This window comes from Flagellimonas sp., from assembly GCF_965222555.1.
Classification (GTDB): domain Bacteria; phylum Bacteroidota; class Bacteroidia; order Flavobacteriales; family Flavobacteriaceae; genus Flagellimonas.
This window is the reverse complement of the sequence record NZ_CBDCUG010000005.1, coordinates 1,605,556-1,618,191: the sequence shown is the minus strand read 5'-3', so window position 1 is coordinate 1,618,191 and position 12,636 is coordinate 1,605,556. Positions and strand designations below refer to the sequence as shown.

Sequence of the window (12,636 nt, the reverse complement as noted above, 5' to 3'; positions counted from 1 at the left end):
GGTATTGTTTAAACTTACTTTTTAGAACGGTAAATCATCATCCTGTTCTGTTTCTTCAACAGGTGCGGGATTGGCTGGTTTTACCGGCTCACTCTGTGGTGTTACAGCGGGTGTTTGCTGAGCATTGGCCATACTCTCCTTTTTGGTCGATAAAAATGTAAAATCCTGCACATGCACCTCCGTGGTATATCTGGTATTTCCATCTTCTCCTTGCCACTGTCGGTTCTTTAACCTTCCTTCAACGTAAACCTTATCTCCTTTGCTCAGGTACTTTTCGCAGATCTCCGCAGCCTTGTTTCGCACCACAATATTGTGCCAATCCGTATTGGTCACCTTTTCACCTGTTTGTCTATTGGTATAGGTTTCATTGGTGGCCAAAGGAAATCTTGCAATACAATTGCCTCCTTCAAAATAGTGGATTTTCACCTCATCTCCCAAATGCCCGATCAGCATCACTTTATTTAATGTTCCGCTCATAATTCTTTAATTAATCAAAAGTACTAAATTTTATATGTCTTGATGAAATCGGCAATCAAAACTGGAACAGGAAAAGTGGTGATTTCATCCCATGAAATTCCTTCCTTTAATCCATCTGCTGTTTCCAAAATCCAAAACTGGGTATGTAGGTGTTGGTGCGAAAGTTTGTGAACCAACGGTTCTTTATTATATAATATCAGTGATTCCATTTTGGGAAAACCATTTTGCCCATTAATCTGTTCTGTAAGTTCCTCCAAATTCAGCATTTTTTTGGCTTCCAATAAGGGGAATTGATATAAATTTTGCCAAATACCCTTTCCTTTTCTTTGCTCCAACAGGGTGTTCCCGTTAGCATCCGTAAAAACCAGATAGTTAAAATATCTGTTCTTAATTTTAGTTTTATTGATTTTTACAGGAAGTTCCATCACTCTATTTTCCTTAAGGGCCACACAACTTTTATTTAAAGGGCAATGCAGACAATATGGTTTTTTGGGAGCACATTGAATGGCCCCAAACTCCATAATTCCTTGATTATAGTCCCTAATATTTTCAATATACATGACTTCTCCGGCCAATTCTTTAAAATATTTAATGCCTTGCGTACTATTTATAGGAAGGTCCACACCAAAATATCTGGACAGTACTCGATATACATTACCATCCACCACAGGCTCCGGTTCATCAAAACAAATGGAGGCAATGGCGCTTGCAGTATAATCCCCGACTCCTTTAAGCTTTTTGAGTTCTTTATAGGTATTTGGAAAACTGCCATTGTATTTTTCAACCACCATTTTGGCCGTGGCATGAAGATTTCGGGCCCTGGAATAGTATCCTAGTCCCTGCCATAACTTCAAAACTTTCTCCTCTTCGGCGTTTGCCAGATGGTAAACTTCGGGAAATGCTTCTAAAAATTTATGATAATAGGGCATTCCCTGGGCAACTCGGGTCTGTTGCAGCATAATTTCAGAGAGCCAAATTTTATAGGGGTCTTTTGTTGTTCTCCACGGGAGTTCACGCTTGTGCTGGCCGTACCATTTTAGAATATGCTCGGAAAAAGTCATGCAAGAAAATAATAAGCGTTAAAAGTATCAGTTTATATACTTAAAATTAAAGGGTTTAAACAAAAGATTAATTTTAATTTTTATATTTGCAAGCCTAAAAAAATAAGAAAATAATAATACGAAATGACGAAAGCAGATATTGTAACTAGAATCTCAGAAAAACTAGGTATAGAAAAAGGAGACGTACAAGCGACAGTAGAATCTTTTATGGAGGAGGTAAAATCGTCCTTGGAGAATGGTGATAATGTTTATTTAAGAGGTTTTGGAAGCTTTATCATAAAGACCAGAGCGGAAAAAACAGGTAGGAACATTTCAAAAAATACTACCATCAAAATTCCAGCACACAATATACCAGCCTTTAAACCTGCCAAGGTTTTTGTTGAAGGCGTAAAAAGCAACGTTCAAGTAAAATAAAATATAACTAACACTAAAGGAAGAGCCATATGCCGAGTGGTAAAAAAAGAAAAAGACACAAGGTAGCTACTCACAAGCGTAAAAAGCGCAGAAGAGCTAACCGACACAAGAAAAAGTAGTTGTTGCAACTACTTTTTCATTTTACACACATACGTTCTTTGACATAGAGATTCAAGTAAAGAATTTCAATCGGTTTAACACAAAACCGATTCTATATATTGTTTAATCATTTATCCCTTAAAATTATGGGATAAATAAAAATCGATTCAGGTGAATAGAGAATTAATCGTTAGATCTAGTCCTGATGCAGTCGATTTTGCCTTACTAAAGGATGGAAAACTAATTGAATTACACAAAGACGAGGATGACAACAACTTTTCCGTTGGGGATATCTTCCTAGCCAAGATAAGAAAACCCGTCACAGGCCTTAATGCGGCATTCGTAAACGTAGGTTATGAAAAAGATGCGTTCCTGCACTACCATGACCTTGGTCCGCAATTGTCCTCCATGCTGAAATTCATTAAAAAAATTAGAACGGGAAAGCTAAAAGACTATTCCCTAAAAGATTTTCCATTTGAAAAAGATATAGACAAGAATGGCAGTATTAACGAAGTTATTAAGGCCAATCAGTCATTATTGGTACAGATTGTAAAAGAACCAATTTCCACCAAAGGACCACGAATCAGCTCCGAGCTTTCCATAGCCGGACGTTATTTGGTCATGGTACCGTTTTCAGACCGTGTTTCCGTATCACAAAAAATAGGGAGCAAGGAAGAAAAGGACAGGTTAATACGACTTGTAAAGAGTATTAAACCCAAAGGGTTTGGTGTAATCATTCGTACCGTTGCAGAAGGCAAGAAAGTTGCAGAACTGGATAAAGATCTTCAGAATTTGCAATCCAAATGGATTGCAATGTGCAAGAAATTGCAAAAGGCACCTCATCCATCCAAAGTATTGATAGAGCTTAACAGAGCTTCTTCCATATTACGGGATGTTTTCAATGACTCCTTTACCGGAATTCATGTTGATGATGAGACCCTATTTAATCAAATCAAGGATTATTTGCATGAAATCGCACCACAAAAAGAATCCATAGTAAAGCATTACTCTGGTTCAGCTCCAATTTTTGAAAAGTTCGGAATCGAACGTCAAATAAAAACCTCTTTTGGCCGAACAGCCTCCATGAGCAAAGGAGCTTATCTTGTAATAGAACATACCGAAGCACTTCATGTAATAGACGTGAACAGTGGTAACCGTTCCAACAAGGCCAAGAACCAAGAAGACACTGCTTTGGAAGTAAACCTATTGGCAGCTTCAGAAATTGCTCGTCAACTTAGGCTTAGGGATATGGGTGGAATCATTGTTGTTGATTTTATTGATATGACCAAAGGTGATCACAGAAGAAAATTATACGACCACCTTAGGGATGAAATGAAGGATGACCGTGCCAAACACAAAATTTTGCCTCCAAGTAAATTTGGGTTGGTACAAATTACAAGGCAGAGGGTACGTCCCGAAATGAACATTAAAACAAGTGAGGAAAACCCCAATGGTTCAGGTACCGAAGTGGAAGCCCCAATTGTTTTAATCGATAAGATCAATGTGGATCTAGAGCGAATCATGAAGGGCAATCACAAGGATAATGGTATTATTTTGAACATTCATCCTTTTATTGCAGCATACCTAAACCAAGGATTTCCATCTCAGCGCTTCAAATGGTTTTTGGAGTACAAAAAATGGGTGAAAATCCAACCAAGGGATGCCTACACATACCTTGAGTATCGTTTTAAAAACAAAGACGGTAGAACAATTAGATAATACAAAGCGACCTCAGCAATGGGGTCGCTTTTTTTGTTTCATATATTTGAAAAATGTATTCTTCCAAATCCTACACCCTAACTGAAGCACAAAAAAAAATGGAGCGTTATTGTGCTTACCAGGAACGTTGCCATAAAGATGTTTCGGAAAAATTAAAAGGGATGCGCATGATTCCCCAGGCCATCGATCAAATTATGGCGCATCTTATCCAAGAAAATTATTTAAATGAGGAACGTTTTGCCAAGAGTTTTGCAAGAGGGAAGTTCAACATTAAAAAATGGGGTAGGAATCGAATCGTAAATGAGCTGAAACAACGTCAAATTTCAACATTCAATATCAAAAGTGCACTAAAGGAAATTAATGAGGAAGACTATCACAATACTCTGAATGAACTTGCGCTTAAACGATTGGCACAGATTCATGAATCCAATCCTCAAAAAAGAAAAAAGAAACTAGCTGATTACTTACTTTATCGTGGTTGGGAGAGCAATCTGGTCTATGAAAAGTTGAAAGAATTGATTTAGGTTTGTAACTATTGCTATTTCCCAGCCAACAAACGATGGGTACGCACTACTGCCTTTTCGTTCTTCCGGTCAATCCATTTTTGCCCTTTTATTTTACGCATCAAATTATCAAAATGACGCATAAAAAAGATGTTATATACAGCTCTTCCAAAGTTTTGGGGCTTTCTAGGTATTGCTCTCAAACTCATTGAAAATCCAGGAGAAATATATTTCATATGATGCCAGTACCCTTCGGGTATATAAAGCATATTGCCATGTTCCAAATGGGCAATATGCCCCTTAGCGTGCCTCAAGGCGGGCCATTTTTCCAAGTCCGGATTGGCAAAATCTATATCCTCCCTTGTAATTAATGAATGCGGAATTTTATATAGGAATTTGGTCTCGGATTGTGAAAAAAGGATACACTGCTTCTTTCCTTCAAAATGAAAATGAAAGATATTGGCCAAATCAATATCATAATGCATAAAGGTGTGGGAATTGCTCCCTCCAAAGAAAAGCATTGGCAATCCTTTCATCAGACGCAGTCCAAAATCAGGGTATTTAAAATCCTTTTGAAGTTTAGGGACCTCTTTCAGAACATTCCAAAGAAATATGCGATACTTGGTAGGTTCTTTTTTCAAAAGATCAATATAGTCCCTCATCTTCATTTTAGCATGAGGTTCATTAAACCCTTCATCATGCTTTACCGGCCTATCATCATACAAAGGAACATTTTTATCCCCTGCTATTTCCCTGATATAATCAAGATTCCATTTAGAATATGCAGGCCAATCCTCAATACAGCGTTCTATGACCACTGGTTTTTGAGGTTTGAAATACTTTTGGATAAACGCTTTCTTGGAAAGTGTTTTTTCTCGAGGAATTTGGTCAAGGTTAAGCTCCAAAATTTCAATGATTTTGAAACAGCTAAAATAATAAAAGGTTTTTAAACAGCTTTTGTAGTCCTATTCCTTGGAAACCAATTTCTTTTTTTGCTTTGCCGCTTCATTACGCTCAATGGTGTGCTCTGGGCGGGACCATTTTGGTTTTTCTCCCAAAGGTTGAAGTTTGGAGTCCTCAGCTTCCACAGTTTTGGGCTGGGAAATTTTGGTAAATGGTTTTTGTGGGTTCAATCCCAGCAATTTGAACATTTCCATATCCTCATTCACATCAGGATTGGGAGTGGTCAGTAATTTATCTCCTGCAAAAATGGAATTGGCTCCGGCAAAAAAGCACATGGCCTGTCCTTCCCTACTCATATCGGTTCTTCCTGCCGACAGTCTCACCTGGGTTTCAGGCATTACAATTCGGGTAGTGGCCACCATTCTGATCATTTCCCAGATTGAAATAGGTTCCATCTCCTCCATAGGTGTACCTTCAACGGCCACCAAGGCATTAATGGGTACCGACTCAGGTTGCGGATTAAGGGATGACAACGCCACCAACATTCCTGCACGATCTTCCAAGGCTTCACCCATTCCAATAATTCCACCACTGCAAACGGTCACATTGCTCTTGCGAACGTTGTCTATGGTTTCCAATCGATCTTCAAAAGCACGGGTGGAAATCACATCCTTGTAATAATCTTCAGAAGTATCCAGATTGTGATTGTAGGCATAAAGCCCAGCTTCTGCCAACCTTTTTGCTTGGTGTTCTGTCAACATCCCAAGGGTACAGCACACTTCCATATCCAACTTGTTGATGGTACGCACCATTTCCAATACTTGGTCAAACTCTGGCCCGTCCTTCACATTTCTCCATGCAGCTCCCATACATACCCTAGAACTTCCTGAAGTCTTAGCTCGAAGTGCCTGTGCCTTCACTTGCTGTACGCTCATAAGATCATTGCCTTCAATTTCCGTATGGTATCTTGCTGCCTGAGGGCAATATCCGCAATCTTCCGGGCAACCTCCTGTTTTAATAGAAAGTAAGGTAGACACCTGTACCGTATTTGGATCATGGTGCTGTCTATGAATCGTGGCCGCTTCGTATAACAATTCCATCAATGGCTTGTTATAGATTTCCAAAATCTCTTCTTTGGTCCAGTTATGTCGTGCTGCAATCATGGGTTGAGTATAAATCAGGTTCAAAAATAGGTCTTTTCCCAAAAAGCTGTAATAATATCACCTTAAAAAGAAAAAGGCCATGATAATTATCACATGCCCAAATAAATTATTAGCCTTTGGAAAGACCTAAAAGAATACTCACCGCATTACCACCAAATCCCACAGCATTGACCATTACCTTCTGAATTGGTTTGGTTCCAACATTCTGTTTTAAAAATGGTGTTTGAATGTAGGTTTGATTTTGCAACATAAGCAGTGCCATCTCCATGCTCAGGATTCCAGAAGCTCCAAAGGTGTGACCTACTTTCCATTTATTGGTTGTTAAAAATGGAGTTTTGTTACAAAATATTTTTTCGATGGCATTAATTTCTGACAAATCCCCCTTAATTGTGCCCGGGGCATGCATCACTACAACATCTATTTCCTCAGGATGCATAGTCCCCAAGGCCATTTTCATGGAATCTTGAAAACACTGAGCGTCTGTTGAAATGGAAATATTATGTTGTAAGGGTTCCGTGGCAAATCCAATCCCGTCTACAAAGGCCAATGCATTGGACTTTTTGCCTTTTTCCAAACAGGCCATCCCAGCTCCTTCTCCAAGAACCATGGTGTTTTTCTTCTTTTGTAGATCCAAAGCCTTGCATGGATATTTCCCTTGCCCTTTTGAATAAATTTTCAAAGCCTGTATTTGAGCAATGGTAAAGGGTGTCAATGGTGCCTCGCTTCCTCCAACCAAAAACTTATCCGTCATTCCACTTTGAATCCAAGCGACCCCATTAAGCATAGCATGCAATGCTGTGGAACAAGTAATGGAATGGGAGATTTCAGGGCCTTTGGTTTTTAAATCATGTGCTACCCATGAGGAAATGTTGCCCAAAGTAGTTGTGGGAGATGACAATGTAGAAGATTTTCCACTTTCCAAATACTCTTGGTGATACTTTTCAAAAAGTGAGGTGGCCCCCCGTGACGACCCAATATTGACCCCAAAATTGGGTTGTTGGACCGAGTTGAAACACCAACCTGCCCGCTCCACTGCTTTTCTAGCCGTATACATGGCGTAAAGTGCAGTTTCATCCAAAGCTGCATATTTGGAATCAGAATTTTGAAGCTCTGCTAGTGAGGATTTTATAGCATTCGGCAATTTGGAAGCCCAAACTTTTTGATTCCCAACATTGATTTCCGAAAAAAAATGATTTTCATCCAAGTAAGACTTCCACACTTCTTCGGAAGAACTTCCCAATGCCGAAATAGAGGACAATGCTGTTATGGAGATGGGTTCTTTCAGCATATTAAACTACACAATTTCCAATGCTGATTGAATGGTTGAGTAAATCTTTTCCATTTGTTCCTTAGAGATAATGAAAGGTGCCAAAATATAAATGGTGTTCCCCAAGGGACGGAGAAACACCCCATTATCCATAAAATGTTTGAACAATTTATCCCTTAAATTCCCATAGCGCTCCATTTTCACATCTAAATCCAATGCATAAATGACTCCTAAGTGTCGTGTTGCACCAACTTTAGGATGATTTTTGATTTGGGCATCAAATGCTTTGTGCCATCGGATAATGTTCTGAATGTTATTTTGGATTTCATCCGTTTGCAATAACTCAACAGCGGTCAAAGCAGCGGTGCACGCCAGGGGATTTGCCGTGTAGGTATGACCATGGAACAATCCTTTTGCAATATCATCACTATAAAATGCTTGGTACACTTTTTCAGTACAGGTTGTCAATCCCATGGGAACCAATCCCGCCGTCAATGCCTTGGAAAGACAGATAATGTCGGGTTTGGTTGCTATATGATCAGAGGCAAAATGCTTTCCTGTTTTGCCAAATCCGGTCATGACCTCATCGGCAATGGTGAGCACGTGGTGTTCTTTTAATACAGCAAGAATTTGATCAAGTCCATCTGCATCATGCATTTTCATGGCTGCCGCGCCCTGAACCAAAGGTTCATAAATAAAGCCAGCAACATCATTACTTTTTAACCTGACTTTTAAATCAGTCAAAATATCTGCTATGTTTTCCTTGGTCGGAACCGGGATTCTTTCCACCGAAATAAAAAAATCTTCAAATGGCCCATTGTAGACCGAAAGTCCTGAAACGGACATGGCGCCAAAAGTATCGCCGTGGAACCCCTCTTCAAAAGCCAGTAATACATTTCGTTTTTCTCCACTGTTGAAATGATATTGCAAGGCCATCTTAATCCCAATCTCCGTAGCGGTGGAACCATTATCTGAAAAAAACAGCTTTTCTTGATTCTCTGGAAGAATCTTAATCAATGCCTCGGACAGTTTCACCGCAGGTTCATGGGTAAACCCACTAAAGACCACCTGATCCAATTGCTGCATCTGCTGGCCCACCTTTTCCAAAATGCGCGGATGGCAATGCCCATACATACAGGTATACCAAGATGCGATTCCATCAATGTATTCCTTCCCGTTCTCATCAAAAAGTAAAGCTCCCTTAGCTTTGGATATGGCCAACATATTAGGATGTGTCTTATGTTGGGTCAATGGGTGCCAAAGGTGTTTTTTATCCCTTTCCGATAATTTTTCCGATGTAACTGGATTAGTCAAACGCTTCAATTTATCTATCTTGCAAAGATGCTAATAAAACACAAAAAACTCCCCTCTAACCGTGCTTAAAAAAGCAATCTCATTTTTAACTCCCAATTATCAAAACTTAAACTGGAAAACGGTTTTCCTAATCTTGTTTTTGATTGCTTTCTTTATCCGATTCCCTTTTTTCTTTCGGGACTATGTAGATCGAGATGAAAGCACCTTTATTATTATGGCGCAATCTTGGGTAGATGGATATTTACCCTATACCCAGCTTTGGGACCTGAAACCGCCCATTACCTTTTTATTTTTTGCGATTATCATTAAAATATTTGGCAAGAGCTTTATTGCTATCCGATTTTTTGGAGTTGTGCTGGTTGCTCTGACAGCCTTGTTCACCTATGGAATTGGAAGGCAGATTACCTCGCAAAAAGTAAGTTTTTGGTGCTCAGTTTTCTGTGTTTTCCTATTGAGCATGTTCGGAAGTTTGCAAGGAGTGATGTCCGAACACATCTGCACATTGTTTTTTGTGATTGGCGTATATCTTCTACTTTCTAAAGAAAGCATTGGATGGTATTTCGTAATTGGTCTACTCTTTGGCTTGGCCGTAATGTCAAAATTGAACATGGCCTATCCGCTGCTCTCGTTGGTGATTTATCTAATCTGGAAGTCATGGGCAAACAAACAATTTTGGCAGCGTTTCCAACAACTCAGTTTTATGGGAATAGGGTTTATCGCTCTCATTATTTTAACCGCTATACCTTATTATCTACAGGGAGAATTACAAACATGGTGGGAATCTATTTTTGAGGCACCCATTGCTTATTCAGGGTCTAAACAACATTCCTTGGTCAAAACACTGCCCTTCGTGATCATCGTTGCCGGATTGTTATATGCAGGGTTCAAGTCAAAGGTGGTGGATTTCAAGTCAAAACCGATTCAATTGCTCACTGCCATTGTTATCGGTGTTTTGCTTTCTTTTATGCAGACAGGTAAGGTAAATGGACATTATCTGATTCAACTATATCCCTTTATCTTGATTCCCACAGGTATTGCTGTAAGTAAGCTCCCCGCTATAAATCAAAAGTATTCCCTTGCTTTTGCCTTTCTCTTAGTTCTGCTTCCCATGGAAGCATATTTGGAATATGGCAACGTTGTTTCCAACAAGCTAAAAAAAGGTTCCTTTTTTAATGGCGAGGGCATTGATGTTCCCAATTATATCATTGAAAATAACATTGAAACCAAAAACATCTTTTTCACGGAATACCATATCGGGTATTGGGTATTGGGGAAACATCCTCCAACCAAGGCAGCAACGCACCCCAGTAGCATTGCCCGGGAAGAGCTTTTTCCGTATATGAAGAATCCCAGAGAGACTGGAATGCAAGAATTAAAATATATTTTGGAAACCGTACAGCCAAAAACCATCGTGGCTCGAAAAGGGAAACGAATATTTGACAAAAAATTGATTGAATTTAATACTTATATAGATTCATACTTAGCTGAAAACTATACCTTGATTAAAACCATTGACAGAGGACTTATCTATCAGCGATTAGAATGATTTAAGTGCCGACCTGAATTGATGAGCATATTTTTTGACCATTTCCCTGTCAAAATTTTCTTCTTCGTTTATTCTACCCAAAAAAGTCACTCCAGTTTTGCTGAGAATAATGCTTTCGGTAGTCGGATGTTCATCTCCACTAAAAATGATGCCAATTTCCAGATTTCTTTCCTGAAGTTTTTCAATGGTCAAGAGGGAATGGTTGATGCTTCCCAGATAATGTCGAGATACCACAATGACTTTGTCATCCGGTTGGATTATGTCAAAAATCGTATCGGTATCATTTAATGGAACCAATAACCCGCCTGCACCTTCAATGACCAAATGATTTTCTGTTTGTGGAGGAACGATTTTATCCAATTCGATGGTAATTCCATCAATTTCCGCCGCTGCATGCGGACTCATGGGCGTATTCAGCGCATAACTGTTCTTATGGATTTTCGTCTTTGTGTTCGAAATCAAATTTTGAATCTTATGGCTATCAGAATTATCCAAATCTCCTGCCTGAACGGGCTTCCAATAATCTGCCTCAAGTGCCTCTACCACTATGGCAGAAGCTATTGTTTTGCCCACCTCCGTGGATATCCCGGTGATAAAAAAATTCATTATTGCGGTTTAGTAATAAAGTTACAATGGGTACATCGGTACTTTTTGGATTCGAAAAAAGGGAAAAGTTTATAGAATATGGTGTTTCTCAAATAATGTGTTTCAGATTTGCTCTCGCCACAGTTTGGACATTTTACAAGAACCCCGTTTTCATCTACCGCATAATTCCGGACTTCATTAAAAATAGCCTGGGCTCTTTCTTTATCAGATTTAAACACTTGCAATTTAATTCCACCCAATGCATTGCTTGCAAATGGCTCTACTCCAACTGTATTTGCATCCTTCAGTACAACTTCAATACCTTCAGCCTCCAACCTGCCTTTGATAATTTGAACATCTGCCAAAAACTCAAAACTTCCCAATGTCACCAAATCTTTACTCATCTTTACTTCCAATTATTTGAAACAAGCTGTCTATTTGCTCTTTTGTGTTGTACGAATGTAAACAAAATCGGAGTCGTTCCGCTCCCGTTTTTACCGTTGGGGAAAGAATGGGTTTCACATCAAAACCTTGTTCCCATAACCGTTTGGACAATTGTTTTACTTTTTCGTTTCCAGGCACCACAAAACAATGAATTGCTGAATCACTCGTAATGAACATCTTTCCAAGCTCCAATGATTGAATCTGAGCCTTAAAATAATCAATATTGAATCTTAGTTTTTTACGTTGTACTTCACCATTCTTCATCATATAACTATAGGCAACCAAAACTGAGGCTATGGTATGCGGAGAAAGTGCTGTAGTATATATCAAGCTTCTTGCAAAGTTGACCAAGTAGGTTTTTAAAGCATTGCTGCACAACACTGCTGCTCCATGGCTTCCCAAAGCTTTACCGAAGGTAATAATTCGGGCAAATATCTCTTTTTCCAAGCCTAATTGAGAAATCAGTCCTTTTCCTTCTCCAAAAACTCCAACAGCGTGAGCTTCATCCACAATTAAATGACAACTATTCTCACCGCAAAACCTTACCAAAGTCTCTAAATCCGGGGAATCACCATCCATGGAAAAAACAGATTCGGTGACGACATAGATTTCCATGTCCTTGATAAGGTCATTTCGACTTCGCTCAATGACCTTTGATAAGTTTTCAAAATCATTATGGTTGAACTTATAGCTCTTGGCATTGCTCATTTGAATACCATCACGAATGCTGGCATGTACCAATTCATCATAAAAAATGATATCGCCCCGTTGCGGAATGGAGGAAAAAAAGCCAATATTGGCATCGTAACCCGAATTGAATACCAAAGCCGATTCTGAATTATGATATTTTGGCAAAAAATCCTCAAGCTCATCATATAAAATGTGATTCCCAGTAAGCAAACGAGAGCCCGTGGAACCATTTTTGGACCATCCCACTTCTTTCAAAAACTCATCGGTCAATTTTGCAAGTTCCTTGTTTTGAGCAAAACCCAAATAATCATTAGACGAAAAATCAACCAGAGACTGCTGCCCAAGTAGAACCCTTAGAGCATCTTCCAATCTCCTTTTTTCCAATTTTTGTTCAAGCTTCTTGGGAAGTTTTGACATAGAACAAATTTAGCATTTACTATCCTTAAACATT

The 12,636-nt window shown here is 39.1% G+C and carries 13 protein-coding genes; 4 read left to right on the top strand and 9 right to left on the bottom strand.

The window, feature by feature from the left end; all coding sequences use genetic code 11:
- Positions 1–21 precede the first annotated feature (21 nt).
- Both ACOQO1_RS15680 and mutY read right to left on the bottom strand, forming a co-directional pair.
- The gene (locus ACOQO1_RS15680) at positions 22–477 is read right to left on the bottom strand and encodes a single-stranded DNA-binding protein (protein ID WP_420603827.1); all 456 of its coding nucleotides are present in this window, start codon (positions 475–477) and stop codon (positions 22–24) included.
- A 23-nt stretch (positions 478–500) separates the two neighbouring features.
- Entirely contained in the window at positions 501–1,538 is a 1,038-nt protein-coding gene (gene mutY / locus ACOQO1_RS15675) for an A/G-specific adenine glycosylase (protein WP_420603826.1), read from the bottom strand.
- Positions 1,539–1,661: 123 nt separating this feature from the next.
- Between mutY and ACOQO1_RS15670 the strand changes: the two genes are divergently transcribed.
- The 3 genes from ACOQO1_RS15670 (at position 1,662) to ACOQO1_RS15660 (ending at position 4,294) form a co-directional block, all read left to right on the top strand.
- Positions 1,662–1,952 (top strand): HU family DNA-binding protein, encoded by a 291-nt coding sequence (locus ACOQO1_RS15670; protein ID WP_036380395.1) that lies wholly within the window; start codon positions 1,662–1,664, stop codon positions 1,950–1,952.
- Positions 1,953–2,222: 270 nt separating this feature from the next.
- Complete coding sequence (locus ACOQO1_RS15665) at positions 2,223–3,770, top strand: Rne/Rng family ribonuclease (protein WP_420603825.1); 1,548 nt, start codon at positions 2,223–2,225, stop codon at positions 3,768–3,770.
- Positions 3,771–3,823: 53 nt separating this feature from the next.
- Positions 3,824–4,294, top strand: coding sequence for a regulatory protein RecX (locus tag ACOQO1_RS15660; RefSeq protein WP_420603824.1), 471 nt, complete (start codon positions 3,824–3,826; stop codon positions 4,292–4,294).
- Between the two features lie 14 nt (positions 4,295–4,308).
- Here ACOQO1_RS15660 and ACOQO1_RS15655 read toward each other — a convergent pair whose 3' ends face one another.
- The 4 genes from ACOQO1_RS15655 to bioA all read right to left on the bottom strand — a co-directional run bounded on the left by ACOQO1_RS15655 (position 4,309) and on the right by bioA (position 8,929).
- A complete protein-coding gene (locus ACOQO1_RS15655) occupies positions 4,309–5,178 on the bottom strand; it encodes a cupin-like domain-containing protein (protein WP_420603823.1) in 870 nt (289 codons plus the stop codon).
- A gap of 60 nt (positions 5,179–5,238) precedes the next feature.
- On the bottom strand, positions 5,239–6,339 hold the full coding sequence (bioB, locus tag ACOQO1_RS15650; protein ID WP_420603822.1) for a biotin synthase BioB: 1,101 nt from the start codon (positions 6,337–6,339) through the stop codon (positions 5,239–5,241).
- 109 nt (positions 6,340–6,448) lie between these two features.
- The gene (locus tag ACOQO1_RS15645) at positions 6,449–7,627 is read right to left on the bottom strand and encodes a beta-ketoacyl synthase N-terminal-like domain-containing protein (RefSeq protein WP_420603821.1); all 1,179 of its coding nucleotides are present in this window, start codon (positions 7,625–7,627) and stop codon (positions 6,449–6,451) included.
- Between the two features lie 6 nt (positions 7,628–7,633).
- The gene (gene bioA, locus ACOQO1_RS15640) at positions 7,634–8,929 is read right to left on the bottom strand and encodes an adenosylmethionine--8-amino-7-oxononanoate transaminase (RefSeq protein WP_420603820.1); all 1,296 of its coding nucleotides are present in this window, start codon (positions 8,927–8,929) and stop codon (positions 7,634–7,636) included.
- A gap of 52 nt (positions 8,930–8,981) precedes the next feature.
- On the opposite strand from bioA, the gene ACOQO1_RS15635 reads away from it, so the two are divergent.
- Positions 8,982–10,466: an ArnT family glycosyltransferase gene (locus ACOQO1_RS15635; RefSeq protein ID WP_420603819.1), complete on the top strand. Its 1,485-nt coding sequence runs from the start codon at positions 8,982–8,984 to the stop codon at positions 10,464–10,466.
- On the opposite strand, the gene bioD is transcribed toward ACOQO1_RS15635, so the two are convergent.
- From bioD to ACOQO1_RS15620, 3 genes are read right to left on the bottom strand one after another with little or no spacing between them, the layout of a single operon-like run.
- Entirely contained in the window at positions 10,458–11,072 is a 615-nt protein-coding gene (gene bioD / locus ACOQO1_RS15630; protein ID WP_420603818.1) for a dethiobiotin synthase, read from the bottom strand. The two genes, ACOQO1_RS15635 and bioD, sit on opposite strands and share 9 nt — an antisense overlap.
- Positions 11,072–11,455 (bottom strand): DUF2007 domain-containing protein, encoded by a 384-nt coding sequence (locus ACOQO1_RS15625; RefSeq protein WP_420603817.1) that lies wholly within the window; start codon positions 11,453–11,455, stop codon positions 11,072–11,074. The genes bioD and ACOQO1_RS15625 overlap by 1 nt, the downstream gene beginning before the upstream one ends.
- Positions 11,448–12,602, bottom strand: coding sequence for an aminotransferase class I/II-fold pyridoxal phosphate-dependent enzyme (locus ACOQO1_RS15620; RefSeq protein WP_420603816.1), 1,155 nt, complete (start codon positions 12,600–12,602; stop codon positions 11,448–11,450). The genes ACOQO1_RS15625 and ACOQO1_RS15620 overlap by 8 nt, the downstream gene beginning before the upstream one ends.
- Positions 12,603–12,636 lie beyond the last annotated feature (34 nt).